Origin of the sequence: Brenneria nigrifluens DSM 30175 = ATCC 13028 (assembly GCF_005484965.1) — a bacterium.
Classification (GTDB): Bacteria; Pseudomonadota; Gammaproteobacteria; order Enterobacterales; family Enterobacteriaceae; genus Brenneria; species Brenneria nigrifluens.
On the sequence record NZ_CP034036.1, the window covers coordinates 632,528 to 648,900 of the forward strand.

General features: G+C 56.5%; 16 protein-coding genes. 9 read left to right on the forward strand and 7 right to left on the reverse strand.

What is annotated here, in order from left to right:
* The first annotated feature begins 28 nt into the window (after window positions 1-28).
* The 8 genes from mutL to EH206_RS02925 all read left to right on the forward strand — a co-directional run bounded on the left by mutL (window position 29) and on the right by EH206_RS02925 (window position 8,765).
* Window positions 29-1,960: a DNA mismatch repair endonuclease MutL gene (gene mutL / locus EH206_RS02890; protein ID WP_009111318.1), complete on the forward strand. Its 1,932-nt coding sequence runs from the start codon at window positions 29-31 to the stop codon at window positions 1,958-1,960.
* The gene (miaA, locus tag EH206_RS02895) at window positions 1,953-2,894 is read left to right on the forward strand and encodes a tRNA (adenosine(37)-N6)-dimethylallyltransferase MiaA (protein WP_009111319.1); all 942 of its coding nucleotides are present in this window, start codon (window positions 1,953-1,955) and stop codon (window positions 2,892-2,894) included. The genes mutL and miaA overlap by 8 nt, the downstream gene beginning before the upstream one ends.
* A gap of 114 nt (window positions 2,895-3,008) precedes the next feature.
* Window positions 3,009-3,305, forward strand: a complete 297-nt coding sequence (hfq, locus tag EH206_RS02900) for an RNA chaperone Hfq (protein WP_009111320.1) — start codon at window positions 3,009-3,011, stop codon at window positions 3,303-3,305.
* Window positions 3,306-3,397: 92 nt separating this feature from the next.
* Entirely contained in the window at window positions 3,398-4,678 is a 1,281-nt protein-coding gene (gene hflX, locus EH206_RS02905; protein ID WP_009111322.1) for a ribosome rescue GTPase HflX, read from the forward strand.
* Between the two features lie 91 nt (window positions 4,679-4,769).
* On the forward strand, window positions 4,770-6,038 hold the full coding sequence (hflK, locus tag EH206_RS02910) for an FtsH protease activity modulator HflK (protein ID WP_009111323.1): 1,269 nt from the start codon (window positions 4,770-4,772) through the stop codon (window positions 6,036-6,038).
* Window positions 6,039-6,041: 3 nt separating this feature from the next.
* The gene (gene hflC / locus EH206_RS02915; RefSeq protein ID WP_009111324.1) at window positions 6,042-7,031 is read left to right on the forward strand and encodes a protease modulator HflC; all 990 of its coding nucleotides are present in this window, start codon (window positions 6,042-6,044) and stop codon (window positions 7,029-7,031) included.
* Between the two features lie 135 nt (window positions 7,032-7,166).
* Window positions 7,167-7,367: a DUF2065 domain-containing protein gene (locus EH206_RS02920; protein WP_009111325.1), complete on the forward strand. Its 201-nt coding sequence runs from the start codon at window positions 7,167-7,169 to the stop codon at window positions 7,365-7,367.
* A 99-nt stretch (window positions 7,368-7,466) separates the two neighbouring features.
* A complete protein-coding gene (locus EH206_RS02925; RefSeq protein WP_009111326.1) occupies window positions 7,467-8,765 on the forward strand; it encodes an adenylosuccinate synthase in 1,299 nt (432 codons plus the stop codon).
* A gap of 544 nt (window positions 8,766-9,309) precedes the next feature.
* Here the strand turns inward: EH206_RS02925 and mpl are convergent.
* On the reverse strand, window positions 9,310-10,695 hold the full coding sequence (gene mpl, locus EH206_RS02935; protein WP_009111327.1) for a UDP-N-acetylmuramate:L-alanyl-gamma-D-glutamyl-meso-diaminopimelate ligase: 1,386 nt from the start codon (window positions 10,693-10,695) through the stop codon (window positions 9,310-9,312).
* Between the two features lie 167 nt (window positions 10,696-10,862).
* Between mpl and fbp the strand changes: the two genes are divergently transcribed.
* The gene (gene fbp / locus EH206_RS02940; RefSeq protein WP_009111328.1) at window positions 10,863-11,867 is read left to right on the forward strand and encodes a class 1 fructose-bisphosphatase; all 1,005 of its coding nucleotides are present in this window, start codon (window positions 10,863-10,865) and stop codon (window positions 11,865-11,867) included.
* Between the two features lie 227 nt (window positions 11,868-12,094).
* Here fbp and ruvX read toward each other — a convergent pair whose 3' ends face one another.
* The 6 genes from ruvX to EH206_RS02970 form a co-directional block, all read right to left on the reverse strand.
* Window positions 12,095-12,523: a Holliday junction resolvase RuvX gene (gene ruvX / locus EH206_RS02945; RefSeq protein ID WP_009111329.1), complete on the reverse strand. Its 429-nt coding sequence runs from the start codon at window positions 12,521-12,523 to the stop codon at window positions 12,095-12,097.
* Window positions 12,523-13,086, reverse strand: a complete 564-nt coding sequence (locus EH206_RS02950; protein ID WP_009111330.1) for a YqgE/AlgH family protein — start codon at window positions 13,084-13,086, stop codon at window positions 12,523-12,525. The genes ruvX and EH206_RS02950 overlap by 1 nt, the downstream gene beginning before the upstream one ends.
* 102 nt (window positions 13,087-13,188) lie before the next feature.
* On the reverse strand, window positions 13,189-14,148 hold the full coding sequence (gshB, locus tag EH206_RS02955) for a glutathione synthase (RefSeq protein WP_009111331.1): 960 nt from the start codon (window positions 14,146-14,148) through the stop codon (window positions 13,189-13,191).
* A 12-nt stretch (window positions 14,149-14,160) separates the two neighbouring features.
* Window positions 14,161-14,895, reverse strand: a complete 735-nt coding sequence (gene rsmE, locus EH206_RS02960) for a 16S rRNA (uracil(1498)-N(3))-methyltransferase (RefSeq protein WP_009111332.1) — start codon at window positions 14,893-14,895, stop codon at window positions 14,161-14,163.
* Between the two features lie 128 nt (window positions 14,896-15,023).
* Window positions 15,024-15,722 (reverse strand): deoxyribonuclease I, encoded by a 699-nt coding sequence (gene endA / locus EH206_RS02965; protein WP_009111333.1) that lies wholly within the window; start codon window positions 15,720-15,722, stop codon window positions 15,024-15,026.
* Between the two features lie 97 nt (window positions 15,723-15,819).
* The gene (locus EH206_RS02970; RefSeq protein ID WP_009111334.1) at window positions 15,820-16,332 is read right to left on the reverse strand and encodes a SprT family zinc-dependent metalloprotease; all 513 of its coding nucleotides are present in this window, start codon (window positions 16,330-16,332) and stop codon (window positions 15,820-15,822) included.
* Window positions 16,333-16,373: the final 41 nt, after the last annotated feature.

Below are 16,373 nucleotides of genomic sequence, written 5' to 3' on the forward strand. Positions count from 1 at the left end.
TTTTGTGATGCTGTAAGAGGGATAGACCATGCCGATTCAGGTTCTGCCGCCGCAACTGGCTAATCAGATCGCCGCCGGAGAAGTGGTGGAGCGGCCTGCGTCGGTGGTGAAGGAACTGGTGGAAAACAGCCTGGATGCCGGCGCGACCCGTATTGATATCGAGATAGAGCGCGGCGGCGCCAAGTTGATCCGTATCCGCGACAACGGCGCGGGTATAGGCAAGGACGAACTGACGCTGGCGCTGGCGCGTCATGCGACCAGTAAAATCGCCACCCTCGACGATCTGGAGGCCATTGTTAGCCTGGGGTTCCGCGGCGAAGCGCTGGCCAGTATCAGTTCCGTCTCGCGTCTGACGCTGACGTCGCGCACCGCGCAGCAGTCCGAAGCGTGGCAGGCCTATGCCGAAGGGCGCGATATGTCGGTCACGGTCAAGCCTGCCGCCCACCCCGTCGGCACCACGCTGGAAGTGCTGGATCTGTTTTACAATACGCCGGCGCGGCGAAAATTTATGCGTACGGAAAAAACCGAGTTCGCGCATATCGATGAAGTGGTGCGGCGCATCGCCCTGGCGCGTTTCGACGTTGCCATTACGCTGCGCCACAACGGTAAGCTGATCCGCCAATACCGGCCCGCGCCGGAACCTGCGCAGCATGAACGTCGCCTGGGCAGTATCTGCGGCAGCGCCTTTTTACAGCACGCGCTGACGGTGTCATGGCGGCATGACGACCTGACCATTCACGGTTGGGTGGCCGATCCTTCCGGGGCGAAGCAACTGCCCGAAATGCAATATTGTTACGTTAACCAACGTATGATGCGCGATCGGTTAATCAACCATGCGATACGCCAGGCCTATCAGGATCGGCTCAAAGACGAGCAGCAACCGGCTTACGTGCTCTATCTGGAGGTCGATCCGCATCAGGTTGACGTCAATGTGCATCCCGCCAAGCATGAAGTGCGCTTTCATCAGGCGCGCCTGGTGCATGATTTTATCTATCAGGCGGTGATGACGGTATTGCAGCAGGTATCCGCGCCAGGGCTGTTGATGCCTGAACCGGGAAGCGAACAGCCCATGCGGTGGCAGCAGGAAAACCGTACAGCCGCCGGTGAAAATCATTTTGCCCAGCCCGCCATCTCCCCGCAGGCAAAACGCCCTCAGGGTTCCGACCGCGCCGCTGAGACGCCGCACCCGGCTTATCCCGCCGGGCAGGGCTACCAGAAGAAACAGGGCGAGCTATACCAGAAGCTATTGCGGCCGGTTGATTTAAATGAAGAGGGATCCCGGCGCAGTTCGGCGCAGAGCGGCGCTATCCCTGCGCCGGCTGAACCCGCGACCGGGCGGAGTAGTGCGCCGGCGGCGCAGCCTGAAACATCGCCGGCCGTTGCGCAATCGCCGCTGGAGAGCAATGCGACCGGGTTCGGCCGCGTTTTAACCGTCTATCCGCCTTGCTATGCCCTGCTTGAATATCGCAAGGGGCTGGCGTTACTCTCTTTATCCGTGGCGGAGCGCTGCCTGAAACAGGTGCAGCTGACGCCGCCGGAAAGCGGGCTGCGTCCGCAGCCGTTATTGATTCCCCAGCGCCTGACGCTGAATAAATCCGAACTGGGGGTGCTGGCGAAGCACCGGCCCCTGTTGATGACTTTTGGCATCGATATTCTGGTCGAATCGCAGCGCGCCACCTTACGCGCCGTACCTTTACCATTACGCCAACAAAATTTACAAAACTTGATCTCTGAACTGTTAGGCTATCTGGCCGATTATCAAACGATGGAACCGCAGGTTCTGGCGGCATGGTTGGCCGCCCGGTTGAATAGCGAACAGCAAAACTGGAGCCATTCCCAGGCGATACAATTATTAACGGACGTGGAGCGGCTTTGTCCGCGGTTGGTAAAAGACCCGCCGGCTGAACTTTTATATCCGATGGACGTCAATACAGCCATCAAGGCTTTGCAGCATGAGTGATTTTGCAACGGCGCCCTATCCGCCGGCTATTTTTATCATGGGGCCGACGGCATCCGGAAAAACGGCGCTGGCGATGGCATTACGTCAATATCTGCCGGTGGAGTTGATTAGCGTTGATTCAGCCCTCATCTATAAGGGCATGGATATCGGTACCGCCAAACCGAGCGCGCAAGAACTGGCGCGGGCGCCGCATCGGCTGATCGATATTCTCGACCCGGCGCAGGCCTATTCCGCGGCGGATTTTCGCCGGGACGCGCTGCGGGAAATGGCGCAAATCAGCGCCTCCGGGCGCATCCCCCTGCTGGTGGGGGGGACGATGCTCTATTTCAAGGCGTTGCTGGAAGGATTATCCCCGCTGCCGCCGGCCGATGCCGCGGTTCGGCAACGCATTGAAGAGCAGGCGAAAGCCGTTGGTTGGGAGGCGATGCACCGCCGGTTATGTGAGATAGATCCGGTTGCCGCGGTTCGGATTCATCCAAATGATCCGCAGAGACTCTCGCGGGCACTGGAAGTTTTTTTCGTTTCAGGTAACACTTTAACTGATCTGACAAAAACGGCTGGAGAAACGCTGCCTTATCGCGTTCATCAGTTCGCCATCGCTCCGGCGACGCGCGAATTGCTGCATCAGCGTATCGAACTGCGTTTCCACCAGATGTTGGCGGCGGGTTTTGAGGCGGAGGCCCGGGGTCTTTTTGCCCGAAATGATTTGCATAGGGATTTGCCTTCCATTCGTTGTGTCGGTTACCGCCAGATGTGGTCATATTTATCCGGTGAAATTGATTATGATGAAATGGTTTATCGGGGAGTTTGTGCGACGCGTCAGCTTGCCAAGCGACAAATGACCTGGTTGCGCGGTTGGGACGCTGTCCATTGGCTGGACAGCGAAAAGCCGCAGGAAGCGTTAGACAAGGTAATACAGGTTGTTAGTGCATAGGTTGAGTGATTGTGTACAATTGGCTAGGTCTCAGCGTACAAATTTTTCACATCGGTATTTTAGAACCCTATGGGTTCTTTGTTACAAACAACAAACAAATAAGGAAAATATAGAATGGCTAAGGGGCAATCTTTGCAAGATCCGTTCCTGAACGCATTGCGTCGTGAACGTGTTCCGGTTTCGATTTATTTGGTGAATGGTATTAAGCTGCAGGGTCAGATTGAGTCTTTCGACCAGTTTGTTATTTTGTTAAAAAATACGGTTAGCCAGATGGTGTACAAGCACGCCATTTCTACAGTGGTTCCATCCCGTCCGGTGTCTCATCACAGTAATAATCCAGGCGCCAGCAATTACCATGGTAGTAATCCGGCGGGCCAGCAACAGCCGCAGGAAAGTGATGACGCTGAATAAAGCGTATCGTCAATTCACCGTGGCGGGGAGGGAGGATGCATTGCTTATCCCCTCCGCCGTGGTGTTTTTTGTTCGTTTGAGAGGTTACTCGCTTGTTTGACCGTTATGAAGCCGGTGAACGGGCCATACTTGTTCATATTTACTTCTCGCAAGATAAAGATACCGAAGACCTGCTGGAGTTTGAGTCTCTGGTTTCCTCTGCCGGTATTGAGTCGTTGCAGGTGATTACCGGCAGCCGTAAAGCACCTCATCCCAAGTATTTTGTTGGCGAAGGCAAAGCCGAAGAAATTGCCCTGGCAGTGAAAGAAACCGACGCTTTTGTGGTGCTGTTCGATCACGCCTTGACTCCCGCCCAGGAACGTAATCTGGAACGTTTATGCGAGTGCCGGGTGATTGACCGCACCGGGTTGATTCTGGATATATTCGCCCAGCGCGCGCGTACCCACGAAGGCAAATTACAGGTAGAGCTGGCGCAGTTGCGCCATCTTGCCACCAGACTGGTTCGCGGCTGGACGCACCTTGAGCGGCAAAAAGGGGGCATCGGTCTGCGCGGCCCGGGGGAAACCCAGCTTGAAACCGACCGCCGGCTGCTGCGTAATCGCATCAGCCAGATTTTATCCCGTCTCGAACGGGTGGAGAAACAGCGCGAACAGGGGCGCAGAGCGCGAGTTCGCGCCGATGTGCCGACGGTTTCGCTGGTGGGTTATACCAACGCCGGTAAATCCACGCTGTTTAACAAGATAACATCGGCCGGCGTATATGCGGCCGATCAGTTATTTGCCACGCTGGATCCGACATTGCGCCGTATTGAGGTGGATGATGTCGGTGATACGGTGCTGGCGGATACCGTAGGTTTTATCCGGCAGTTGCCGCACGATTTGGTGGCTGCGTTTAAGGCTACGTTACAGGAGACGCGTCAGGCTTCTCTGCTATTGCACGTTGTGGACGCCGCCGATCCTCGTCTTGACGAGAATATCGATGCGGTGGATACGGTGTTGGCGGAGATTGAAGCGGATGAAATTCCTGCGCTGTTGGTAATGAACAAGATTGATATGCTGGAAGATTTCGTGCCGCGTATCGATCGCAACGAAGAAAATTTACCGGTCAGAGTGTGGCTTTCAGCTCAGAGCGGTGAAGGTATTCCGTTGCTATTTCAAGCGTTGACCGAACGGCTATCCGGGGAAATTGCGCAATATTCATTGAGCCTTCCCCCTCAGGCCGGACGTTTGCGCAGCCGCTTTTATCAGCTTCAGGCAATAGAAAAAGAATGGATTGAAGAGGACGGGCATATCGGTTTAGCCATTCGTATGCCGATTGCCGACTGGCGCCGCCTCTGTAAACAAGAGCAGGAACTGACGGATTATGTTGTCTGACTGGCAGAAACGGTCTGAACGGCGAAATAGTCTGACGGACTCTGGGATATTGAACCTGAAGAACATCTATCATAAAGAATGGAGCTAAAACATGGCGTGGAATCAGCCCGGTAATAACGGACAGGACCGCGACCCGTGGGGGAGCAGCAATAACAATAGCGGCAACTCTGGCGGAAATAATAATAAAGGCGGCCGGGAGCAAGGGCCGCCGGATCTGGACGATATCTTCCGCAAGCTGAGTAAAAAACTCAGCGAACTGGGAGGAGGAAAAGGCGCGGGCGCCGGCAACGGCGGGACTTCCGGCGGTTCCGGCCTGGGCGGTCGGGTTGTCGGCATCGTCGCGGTCGCGGCGGTCGTCATCTGGGCGGCCAGCGGCTTCTATACCATCAAAGAAGCGGAACGCGGCGTGGTGACTCGCTTTGGTAAATTCAGCCATCAGGTCGAACCCGGTCTGAACTGGAAGCCGACGTTCATTGATTCCGTCAGGGCCGTTAACGTGGAATCGGTACGTGAACTGGCGACGTCCGGCGTGATGCTGACCTCGGACGAGAACGTGGTGCGCGTCGAAATGAACGTGCAGTACCGCGTAACCGAACCGGAACGCTACCTGTTCAGCGTAACCAACGCCGATGACAGCCTGCGTCAGGCGACGGACAGCGCGTTGCGCGGCGTGATCGGCAAGTACACCATGGATAAGATCCTGACCGAGGGCCGAACCATTGTGCGTACCGATACCCAGCGGGTGCTGGAGGAAACGGTGCGGCCGTACAATATGGGCATCACCCTGTTGGACGTCAACTTCCAGGCGGCGCGTCCGCCGGAAGAGGTCAAGGCCGCGTTTGACGACGCTATTGCCGCCCGTGAAAACGAGCAGCAATATATTCGTGAAGCGGAAGCCTATGCCAACGAGGTTCAGCCGCGCGCCAACGGTCAGGCGCAGCGTATTCTGGAAGAGGCCCGCGCTTATAAAACCCGTACCGTTCTGGAAGCGCAGGGTGAAGTGGCCCGTTTCGCCAGGGTGTTGCCGGAATATAAAGCCGCGCCCGAAATTACGCGCGAACGTTTGTATATTGAAACCATGGAGCGCGTACTGAGCCATACCCGTAAAGTGCTGGTCAATGACAAAGGCGGCAACCTGATGGTGCTACCGCTGGATCAGATGCTGCGCGGCGGTTCATCCGGCAGCGGCGAGAATACGCCGTCAGGCAACAGCGGCGCCAACCCGCTGCGTTTGCCCGCTACGTCCGGCAACAGCGGGGCGAGCACCGGCCAGACGCGCAGCAGCAACAATGGAAATATCATGGATCAGCGCAGAGCGAATGCGCAACGTGATGACCTCACTCGAGTAGGGAGAGAATAATTAATGCGTAAGCCCTTACTATTTATCCTGATCCTGGTACTGGTGGTAGTCTATGCGTCACTGTTTGTGGTGCAGGAAGGCCAGCGCGGCATCGTGATGCGTTTTGGCAAAGTGTTGCGCGATGATGAAAACAAACCGCTGATCTATGCCCCGGGATTACAGTTCAAGATCCCGTTCATTGATTCGGTGAAAATGCTGGATGCCCGTATTCAGACCATGGAAAATCAGGCCGACCGCTTTATTACCAAAGAGCAGAAAGACCTGATTATCGATTCCTATATCAAATGGCGCATCAGCGATTTCAGCCGTTACTATCTGGCGACCGGCGGCGGCGATGTTTCTCAGGCGGAAGTGCTGTTGAAACGTAAATTCAGCGACCGTCTGCGTTCCGAGATCGGCCGTCTGGATTTAAAAGGCATCGTTACCGATTCGCGCGGCCAACTGATGACCGATGTACGTGACGCATTGAACACCGGTACCGGCGAGACCACGGAAGCCGATAACGCCATTGCTTCGGCCGCGGCCCGCGTTGCGGAGGAAACCACCGGCGCTCAGCCGCACGTTAACCCGAACAGTATGGCGGCGCTGGGTATCGAAGTTATCGACGTGCGCATCAAGCAGATTAACCTGCCGACCGAAGTGTCCGACGCCATCTACCAACGTATGCGTGCGGAACGTGAAGCGGTAGCGCGTCGCCACCGTTCGCAGGGTCAGGAAGAGGCCGAGAAGTTAAAAGCGACGGCCGACTACGAGGTAACCCGTACGCTGGCGGAAGCCGAGCGTCAGGGGCGTATTTCACGTGGTGAAGGCGATGCGGAAGCGGCGAAGCTGTTTGCCCAGGCCTTCAGCGAAGATCCTGATTTCTACTCCTTCATTCGTAGCCTGCGCGCTTATGAAAGTAGCTTCAGTTCTAATCAGGACGTGATGGTGCTGAGCCCGGACAGCGATTTCTTCCGCTATATGAAATCGCCGGAAACGACGCTGCGTAATTAATCGCTGACTGAAGCAAATTTGTCTAAAGCCCGTTATTTACGGGCTTTTTTTATGACGGGCTTCCTGCCCGTCTCCCTTTCGGGCCGTCGCCAGCGACCTTTAAAATCGCTCCCGGCGATTTCTTATGGAGTTTTTATGAACGCAACCGTATGGATGGCGCTGGGTCTGGTGCTGATTATCGAAGGGCTGGGGCCCTTGCTGTTTCCCCGCATCTGGCGGCGGATGATTTTGGCGATGGCGCAGTTGCCTGATAACACGTTACGGCGTTTTGGCGGCGGAATAGTGGTTGCCGGATGTGTTGTCTACTATATGTTGCGTAGCCGCATGGGTGGTTAAAATAGCGCGGAAAAATGTGCGCAAACCGGTGCTAAAAGTACTGAAAACGAGCAAATGAGATGTTAGAATCCTTTTTTAAGCAACCTGGTGATTCTTGAGATGGGAAAGAACGTCGTCGTACTGGGCACCCAATGGGGTGACGAAGGTAAAGGCAAGGTCGTTGACCTGCTGACTGAACGGGCTAAATATGTCGTGCGCTACCAAGGTGGCCACAATGCTGGCCATACTCTGGTTATCAACGGTGAAAAAACCGTTCTTCATTTAATTCCCTCTGGCATTCTGCGTGAAAACGTTGTCAGTATCATCGCCAACGGCGTGGTGCTGGCGCCTGACGCATTGCTGAAAGAAATGACGGATCTTGAAGCGCGCGGCGTCCCGGTACGCGAGCGTTTGCTGCTTTCCGAAGCTTGCCCGCTGATTCTTCCTTATCATGTGGCGTTGGATAACGCGCGTGAAAAAGCGCGCGGCGCGAAGGCCATCGGCACGACGGGGCGCGGCATCGGTCCGGCTTATGAAGATAAAGTCGCCCGTCGCGGGCTGCGCGTCGGCGATCTGTTTGATAAACAAACTTTTGCCGTCAAGCTCAAAGAGATCGTCGACTACCATAACTTCCAGCTGGTTAACTATTACAAAGTCGAAGCGGTCGACTATCAGAAAGTGCTGGATGACGTGCTGGCGATCGCCGACATCCTGACCGGCATGGTGGTTGATGTGTCCGACCTGCTGTACAAGGCGCATCAGCGCGGCGAATTTGTGATGTTTGAAGGGGCGCAGGGCACGCTGCTGGATATCGACCACGGCACCTATCCGTATGTGACCTCTTCGAATACCACCGCCGGCGGCGTGGCGACAGGTTCCGGCCTGGGCCCGCGTTACGTTGATTACGTGCTGGGTATCGTCAAGGCCTATTCCACCCGCGTCGGCGCCGGTCCGTTCCCGACCGAGCTGTTCGATGATGTCGGCGATTACCTCACCGAGAAAGGCAACGAATTCGGCGCCACCACCGGCCGCCGCCGCCGTACCGGCTGGCTGGATACGGTTGCCGTTCGCCGCGCGGTACAGATCAACTCGCTGTCCGGGTTCTGTATGACCAAGCTGGACGTGCTGGATGGCTTGCAAGAAGTCAAACTCTGCGTCGGCTACCGTATGCCGGACGGCAGCGAAGTGGATACCACCCCGCTGGCCGCCGAGGGCTGGGAAGGCATCGAGCCGATCTATGAAACCCTGCCCGGCTGGTCCGAAAGCACGTTCGGCGTACAACAGCGCGATAAACTGCCGCAGGCGGCGCTGAACTACATCAAACGCGTAGAAGAACTGACCGGCGTTCCGGTGGATATTATCTCTACCGGTCCGGATCGCAGCGAAACCATTATCCTGCGCGATCCGTTTGATGCCTGATTAGTTGGCAAAGGACGGGTAGCCCCCCTCGCGGCCTCCCCCTTGCCAGGGGGGGCGTGCTCCCTCCCCCGCGAAGGGGCTGTCTCTTATACACAAATCCAAGGAACCTCTAGAGGCCATGTGTATTCTGGTCTTGGGTTCATTCTTGGTTCTTGGTTCTTGGTTCTTTGTTTTTTGCTTTTCGTCGGCGTAAGAAATCACGCTGAGGTGGACGACCCCGCGAATGCGCCGCAGGGAGGCGGCGCAAGCCAGTGCCGCGTCGGGAACGCGTCACTGGCGGTTCGGGAAAGGGGGCGACCGCCGAAGGCATCGCGTCAGCGACGTGATTTCAGCCACAAGCCCGGGTCCGCAGGGTGGTGGCGCTTGAACCACCCTGCGTCGGGCGCGTGCTGCGACATAGCAGAGAAATGACGGCCTTCTAGCGCACGAAATAGCGCTGAACTCACATATACCGTTAACAGTATATGTGACTAAGAGACAGCGCGAAGGGGAGGGTTGGGGTGGGGTCCGCAGAAGGCGGATTCTCGTCCTTTTTACTGCCCCGCTATTTATCCGCGGCGATTTCCGCCAGCGCTTTATTCTTCAATGCATCCAGCAGTTTATTATGGATGTTACCGAAGCCCCCGTTGCTCATGACCAGAATATGATCGCCCGGCTGTGCGGTCTTCACAATCATCTCTACCAGCGTATCGACGTCGGCGCTCCAGTGCGCGGGCTGCACGCAGGATTCCGCCACCTCGGCGACCTGCCAGGGAATATGCTGCGGCTGGAACAAAAAGACCTCGTCGGCGCGGCCCAGCGACGGCGCGAGTTCGTTTTTGCACATCCCCATCTTCATGGTGTTGGAGCGCGGTTCAAGCACCGCCAGAATGCGCGCCGTCCCGCCGACTTTGCTGCGCAGAGCGGCCAGCGTCGCCAGTATGGCGGTAGGGTGGTGGGCGAAATCATCATAAACGCTAACGCCATGCTCGGAGCCGCGTAATTCAAGGCGGCGGCGGGCGTTGACGAATCCCCCCAGGGCGCGGCAGGCATCGGCAGGCAGCACGCCCACGTGGTGCGCCGCGGCAATCGCCATCAGCCCATTGTGCATATTGTGTTCGCCGACCAGGTTCCAATGCACTTCGCCAACCTGTTCGCCGTTCAGGTAAACCTGGTATTCGCTGGCGTCGGTAGTCGCTTTTTTCGCATTCCACACGCCGTCTTCACCGACCAGCTCCTGCTCGCTCCAGCATCCCATCGCCATCACCTGCTTCAGATGAACGTCGTTGGCCGGCAGGATGATTTTCCCGCTGCCGGGAACCAGACGCACCAGGTGATGGAACTGTTTCTGGATGGCTTTCAGGTCGTCGAAAATATCGGCGTGGTCGAATTCCAGATTATTCAGAATAAGGGTGCGGGGACTGTAATGAACGAACTTGGAACGCTTATCAAAGAAGGCGCAGTCATATTCGTCGGCCTCGACCACCATAAACGGACTGGCGCCCAGACGCGCCGAGACGGTAAAGTTTCCCGGCACGCCGCCAATCACGAACCCCGGCTGGTAGCCGCAATCTTCCAGGATCCAGGTAACCATGCCCGCCGTGGTGGTCTTGCCGTGCGTACCGGCGACCGCAATCACCCAGCGATGGCGCAGGACGTCATCGTGCAGCCACTGCGGGCCGGAGACATAAGGCAGCCCCTGTTCCAGCATGGCTTCGACGCAGGGATTTCCGCGCGTCATCGCATTGCCCACGATAACCAGGTCGGGCGCGGGATCGAGCTGAGCCGGGTCGTACCCCTGAATCAGCGTGATTCCCTGTTCTTCCAGTAAGGTACTCATGGGAGGATAAACGTTCGCATCTGAGCCTGTTACCTGATGCCCCAATGACCGGGCCAGCAGCGCCAGGCCGCCCATAAAGGTGCCGCAGATACCTAAAATATGAATACGCATACAGTTTCCATCTATACAGTGTGACTGCGCACATTCTAACGCTATGAATCCACCATAAGAAATGGATTTGACTAGGTACTCACTTTCTCTTTGGGCTACACTGCATGCGCAAGCGTTGGCGGTATACCAATAAACCGCTTTTCATCCGCAGACTCTGGAATAGTGTTATGAAAACGTTAGGCGAATTTATCGTCGAAAAACAGCACGATTTCTCTCATGCCACCGGTGAGCTTACCGCGCTGTTGTCAGCGATTAAACTGGGCGCCAAAATTATCCACCGCGATATCAACAAAGCGGGTCTGGTTGATATTTTAGGCGCCAGCGGCATTTCCAATATTCAGGGCGAAGTACAGATGAAGCTCGATCTGTATGCCAATGAGAAGTTGAAAGCGGCGTTAAAAGCGCGGGGCGAGGTCGCCGGCATCGCCTCCGAAGAAGAGGACGAGATCGTCATTTTTGAAGGCGATCGGGCTGAAAACGCCAAATATGTGGTGTTGATGGACCCGCTGGACGGCTCTTCCAACATTGATGTCAACGTATCCGTTGGCACCATCTTCTCCATTTACCGCCGTACCACCCCTTTGGGAGTCTCGGTAACGGAAGAAGACTTCCTGCAACCGGGCAATAAGCAGGTTGCCGCCGGCTATATTGTTTATGGCTCCTCCACCATGCTGGTGTATACCACCGGGCACGGCGTGCATGCCTTTACCTACGATCCGTCTCTGGGCGTATTCTGCCTGTCCCATGAAAAGGTTCATTTTCCGGAAAAAGGGAATATGTACTCCATCAACGAAGGGAATTACATTAAATTTCCTCTGGGCGTGAAGAAATACATTAAGTACTGCCAGGAGCAGGACGAAGCGACGCTGCGCCCTTATACCTCGCGCTATATCGGTTCACTGGTCGCCGACTTCCATCGCAACCTGTTGAAGGGCGGGATTTATCTCTATCCGAGCACCGCGAGCTACCCGCAGGGCAAACTGCGTCTGCTGTACGAATGCAATCCGATGGCGTTTCTGGCGGAACAGGCGGGCGGTAAAGCCAGCGACGGCGAAAACCGTATTCTGGATATTATCCCGGATAAGCTGCACCAGCGTTCGCCTTTCTTTGTGGGAACGGAATCGATGGTGAATGACGTTGAACGTTTTATCCGCGAGTACCCGGATGAGTAAGCACTCTTTCGCCTGAGTGGCGGCGTTTTTTTGTGGCGTGCCATCCATGGCCGCCACCCTTCGGGCCGTCGCTAACGCGACGTCAAAAACTTACGGAGGGCGTCCAGCCCTCCGCCCTGACGGGCCGCCGCAAGCGGCGTTAAAAAACGCTCCAGGCGTTTTTTTCTCCCGGAAGTTTTTTGCTTCAGCGTGCCTGCGCCGTCAGGCACACCGCATGGATACCAGCCCTATGGCTGCGAGTTTTGCGCCTCAAACCAGCTTTCCAGAATAATAACCGCCGATGCGGCATCCACGCTGCCTTTATCCAGCGCCCGGAAACCGCCGCGATCGAACAGATCGGCGCGCGCTTCCACCGTACTCAGCCGCTCATCATGCAGCTCGATCTGCACGCCGAAACGGCCGTGCAGGCGATTGGCGAATTTCCGCGCTCTGGCGGTGAGCGGCTGCTCGCTGCCGTCCATATTGAGCGGCAGCCCGACGACGACCAGCGCCGGTTGCCATTCGGACAACAGCTTTTCCACTTTTTGCCAGTCGGGTACGCCGTCCTGCGCTTTAAACGACGTCAGAGGACGGGCGGTGCGCGTTATTTCCTGACCGATAGCCACGCCGATGCTTTTGGTGCCGAAATCAAAGGCGAGAATGGTGCGGCTCGCCATCAGGCGTGTCCTGCTTCGGCGGCGATATTGTGGATATCCACTCCCAGCTTTTTCGCCGCCGCGCGCCAGCGTTCGGCAATCGGGGTGTGAAACAGGATCTCTTTATCCGCCGGCGTGGTCAGCCAGGCGTTGTCCAGCAGCTCGCTTTCCAACTGGCCTTGATCCCAGGCGGAATAGCCCAGCGCCACCAGGGTGTTTTCCGGCTGCTGCGCGGTTCCCAATGTCTTCAGCACGTCTTGCGAAGTGGTGATCATGGTCTCCGCTGAAATGCCGATGCTGGAAGCAAAACCGGAACGGGGCGTATGCAGAATAAATCCGCGATCGTCCGCCAGCGGGCCGCCGGCAAAAACGGGCTTGTCCAGGCGGATCGACGGATCGCGCGGCGTTGGCGCTATCTTCAGCTTTTTCAGCACATTTTCCACCGTGAACTGTTCCATGGGCTTGTTGACGATCAGCCCCATGGCGCCGTCTTCATTATGCTCGCAGATATAGACCACCGAACGTCTGAATACCGGGTCCTGGAGCGCGGGCATGGCAATGAGAAAGTGATGCTGTAAGTTCATTATGTGTTTTTATCGATCTCTGTCGGCGTTTGATAATCGGCCCGTCGACCAAAGACGAACCGGGCGTTTATGCGTTCCGGCTGAAGCTGGCGCCGGAATGCATCAGCTGTTGCGCGCAGCCAGACGTTTTTCAATCGCATCCATCAGCATACCGGTGATGGAAACATCCGGGTAGGCCGCTTCGATCTCGCGTACGCAGGTCGGACTGGTGACGTTGATTTCCGTCAGACGATCGCCAATGATATCCAGACCAACAAAAATCAGGCCTTTCCGCTTCAGCGTCGGCGCCACGTCGCGGGCGATGCGCCAGTCGCTTTCGCTCAGTGGACGCGCTTCTCCCCGTCCTCCGGCGGCCAGGTTGCCGCGCGTCTCCCCGCTTTTGGGAATACGGGCCAGACAGTAAGGCACCGGTTCCCCGTCCACCACCAGCACGCGCTTGTCGCCCTCTTTAATCTCCGGCAGGTAATTTTGCGCCATGCAGTAGCGGCTGCCATGCTCGGTCAGCGTTTCAATGATGACGGAGACGTTGGCGTCATCCTGCTTCAGGCGGAAAATCGAGGCGCCCCCCATGCCGTCCAGCGGCTTGAGGATCACGTCGCCGTGTTTCTGGTGGAACTGGCGCAGCTTATCCGCGCTGCGGGTCACCAGGGTATCGGGCGTCAGATGCGGGAACCAGGCGGTGAACAGCTTTTCGTTGCAGTCGCGCAGGCTCTGCGGTTTATTGACGATCAGCGTGCCTTGCTCTTCCGCGCGCTCCAGGATATAGGTGGCGTAAATAAACTCCGTATCGAATGGCGGATCTTTACGCATCAGAATCACGTCCAGCTCCTCCAGCGCGATATCCTGATCGCCGGAGAAATCATACCAGCCGTCATAGTCGTACTGAACGTTCAGGCGGCGGGTGGCGGCGCGGGCCACGCCGGCATGCAGATAGAGATCGTTCATCTCCATATAATGCAGTTCCCAGCCGCGGCGCTGCGCTTCCAGCAGCATGGCGAAGCTGGTGTCTTTCTTGATATTGATGGCGTCGATAGGATCCATCACGATACCGAGTTTGATCATTATGTTCTCCTGTTACCCCAGATCGCCGAAACGTACCTGTAAGGCGGTAATGGCGGTGAGCGCGGTGGTTTCTGTGCGCAATACGCGCGGCCCCAAAAGGATGTCGGTAAATCCGTACTCTGAGGTCATCGAAATTTCAGCGGCGGAAAGCCCTCCCTCCGGGCCGATCAGCAGCCGAATGTGATTTACCGGCAACGGTAAGGTATTAATGCTCTGCGTCGCCCGCGGGTGCAGATTGAGTTTTAACGCCGCATCCTGCTCGGCGCACCAGGCTTCCAGCGTCATGGCGGGGCGCACTTGCGGCAGGCGGTTGCGGCCGCATTGTTCACAGGCGGCGATGGCGATTTTCCGCCACTGGGCGACCTTCTTTTCCAGACGGTCCGCGTCCAATTTTACCCCGCAGCGTTCGGAAAGCAGGGGAGTAATCACGTTTACGCCCAGCTCAATGGATTTCTGAACGGTGAACTCCATTTTTTCGCCGCGGGAGATGACCTGCCCAAGATGCAGGCGTAACGGCGACTCTTTATCTTCCAACTTACCTTCAGCAACGCGGACGCGCACATTTTTTTTATCCGCCAGCACGATTTCAGCATCAAAGATGTGATTACTGCCGTCGAATAATTGCAACGGTTGGCCGCTGTTCATACGCAGAACGCGCCCAACGTGGTTGGCGGCATCTTCGCTCAGCGTAACTTCGCCGCCCGCGAGCGGCAGCGTTTCAGGGTGAAAAATGCGCGGGATTCGCATACTGATATTGTGACCTTTATCATATAGTAATCCGCAGCGGACCGAGCGGATCCAATAGCGGCAAACCACCGGCGGCACGCGATGGTTTTACGGACGAATAGCCAGAATAGCTATAGTAGGTAGACAGGCTATCGCTGGCAAGCCTGTTGAACGTAAGGGTTGTGATTCCCCTGTTTCGCGGCGATGCGCCGGTCGCGGGTGCACTCCCACTGCGTTACCGGGAATTGCTTGTCCCAGACCTCGAACAATCGGGTTTGCTGGCTGGATAAACGCAGCTGGTAGCGATCCCGCATATAAAAATAGGTACGGGCGATGGCGCCGCGGGCGCGGGCCGGCGGTTCCGCCAGCTTGTTTTTGAAATCGACTTTCATCTCGCACCGGCCGTACTGCGCTTCTCCGCCGTTCCATTGACCATACATGAAATTACCGCGATCGCCGTTGACTTCGCCGATGGCGGGTTGCAGGTTATGCAGGTCGATTTCCATTTCACGGTATACCGGATCCCGGCTGCAGTTTTTCCTGCCGCCATTTTGCCAGCACTGGCGCTGGTGGCCGAACTGCCAGGCGGGAACCACGTGTTCCCACTCGATGCGGTTGGCGCGCAGCTCGCTTTTTCTTACCTGATAGCCGCAGGAGGCGAGATCCGGGATGCCTTTTTTCCCCTGCCATTTGATGTCGCAACCGCAGTAAAACGAACCCGGCGCGCCCTGATTTATCTCTACCGCCGCCGCCTTTGCCTGCGAGAAATTATTAATGTTTTGACTAAAGGCGGCGGCGGAAATCAGGCCCAGCCCGACCGCGGCGATAATCAGTGTTTTGCGTAGCATATTCCAAATAATCCACAATCAACAAAGCAGGCAGACTACCGGATGAGACTGCGGCAGGCAAATGTAAAAAGCAGTTTTTTAAACTGAAAATTTTCTTTTAAATAGAATTTGTTACGATAAAACGTAATGTTCTGCCGCAATGCCGGCAGCGATATTCTGTTTCGCCGCGCAGCACGCGGTTATGGCGGCGCACGGTTAACTCATGTTGCCGGCAATCGCATTGGTAGGGGAAGGTTTTACCCTGCACGGATTGCACGGCAAAGCGATGCGTTCTTCTGGCGGGCGTCTGTAATACATGCTCCATCATCCAACGCCACTCTTTGCCGTGCGGCGCGACGTTGCCAAAGCGGGCGAATACCAGCAGATGCGCCAGTTCGTGCGGGACGACTTCATCAATAAAAGTTTGCTGGTTTTCCTGCAAGAGAACAGGATTAAGGCGGATTTCCCAGTGCTGTAGCCAGGCGGTGCCGGCGGTGGAACCGCGCTGCTGATAGTTGACCGCGGGTTCGGGATAATGGGTGTTCAAAGCCGTATTGGCCAGTTGGAGCTTATCGCGCAGGCAACGCATTACCGCCTGGTGATGGGCAATGGGAATTCTCGGTGTGTTCATACGAAGAAGCATAAAACGGGGCGGGGCGAAGCGCAATGGCC

What these genes read in the sequence shown, in the direction of transcription:
- mutL (WP_009111318.1), top strand. Translation starts at nt 29, where the DNA reads ATGCCGATTCAGGTTCTGCCGCCGCAACTGGCTAATCAGATCGCCGCC.
- miaA (WP_009111319.1), top strand. Translation starts at nt 1,953, where the DNA reads ATGAGTGATTTTGCAACGGCGCCCTATCCGCCGGCTATTTTTATCATG.
- hfq (WP_009111320.1), top strand. Translation starts at nt 3,009, where the DNA reads ATGGCTAAGGGGCAATCTTTGCAAGATCCGTTCCTGAACGCATTGCGT.
- hflK (WP_009111323.1), top strand. Translation starts at nt 4,770, where the DNA reads ATGGCGTGGAATCAGCCCGGTAATAACGGACAGGACCGCGACCCGTGG.
- hflC (WP_009111324.1), top strand. Translation starts at nt 6,042, where the DNA reads ATGCGTAAGCCCTTACTATTTATCCTGATCCTGGTACTGGTGGTAGTC.
- EH206_RS02920 (WP_009111325.1), top strand. Translation starts at nt 7,167, where the DNA reads ATGAACGCAACCGTATGGATGGCGCTGGGTCTGGTGCTGATTATCGAA.
- EH206_RS02925 (WP_009111326.1), top strand. Translation starts at nt 7,467, where the DNA reads ATGGGAAAGAACGTCGTCGTACTGGGCACCCAATGGGGTGACGAAGGT.
- mpl (WP_009111327.1), bottom strand. Translation starts at nt 10,695, where the DNA reads ATGCGTATTCATATTTTAGGTATCTGCGGCACCTTTATGGGCGGCCTG.
- fbp (WP_009111328.1), top strand. Translation starts at nt 10,863, where the DNA reads ATGAAAACGTTAGGCGAATTTATCGTCGAAAAACAGCACGATTTCTCT.
- ruvX (WP_009111329.1), bottom strand. Translation starts at nt 12,523, where the DNA reads ATGGCGAGCCGCACCATTCTCGCCTTTGATTTCGGCACCAAAAGCATC.
- EH206_RS02950 (WP_009111330.1), bottom strand. Translation starts at nt 13,086, where the DNA reads ATGAACTTACAGCATCACTTTCTCATTGCCATGCCCGCGCTCCAGGAC.
- gshB (WP_009111331.1), bottom strand. Translation starts at nt 14,148, where the DNA reads ATGATCAAACTCGGTATCGTGATGGATCCTATCGACGCCATCAATATC.
- rsmE (WP_009111332.1), bottom strand. Translation starts at nt 14,895, where the DNA reads ATGCGAATCCCGCGCATTTTTCACCCTGAAACGCTGCCGCTCGCGGGC.
- endA (WP_009111333.1), bottom strand. Translation starts at nt 15,722, where the DNA reads ATGCTACGCAAAACACTGATTATCGCCGCGGTCGGGCTGGGCCTGATT.
- EH206_RS02970 (WP_009111334.1), bottom strand. Translation starts at nt 16,332, where the DNA reads ATGAACACACCGAGAATTCCCATTGCCCATCACCAGGCGGTAATGCGT.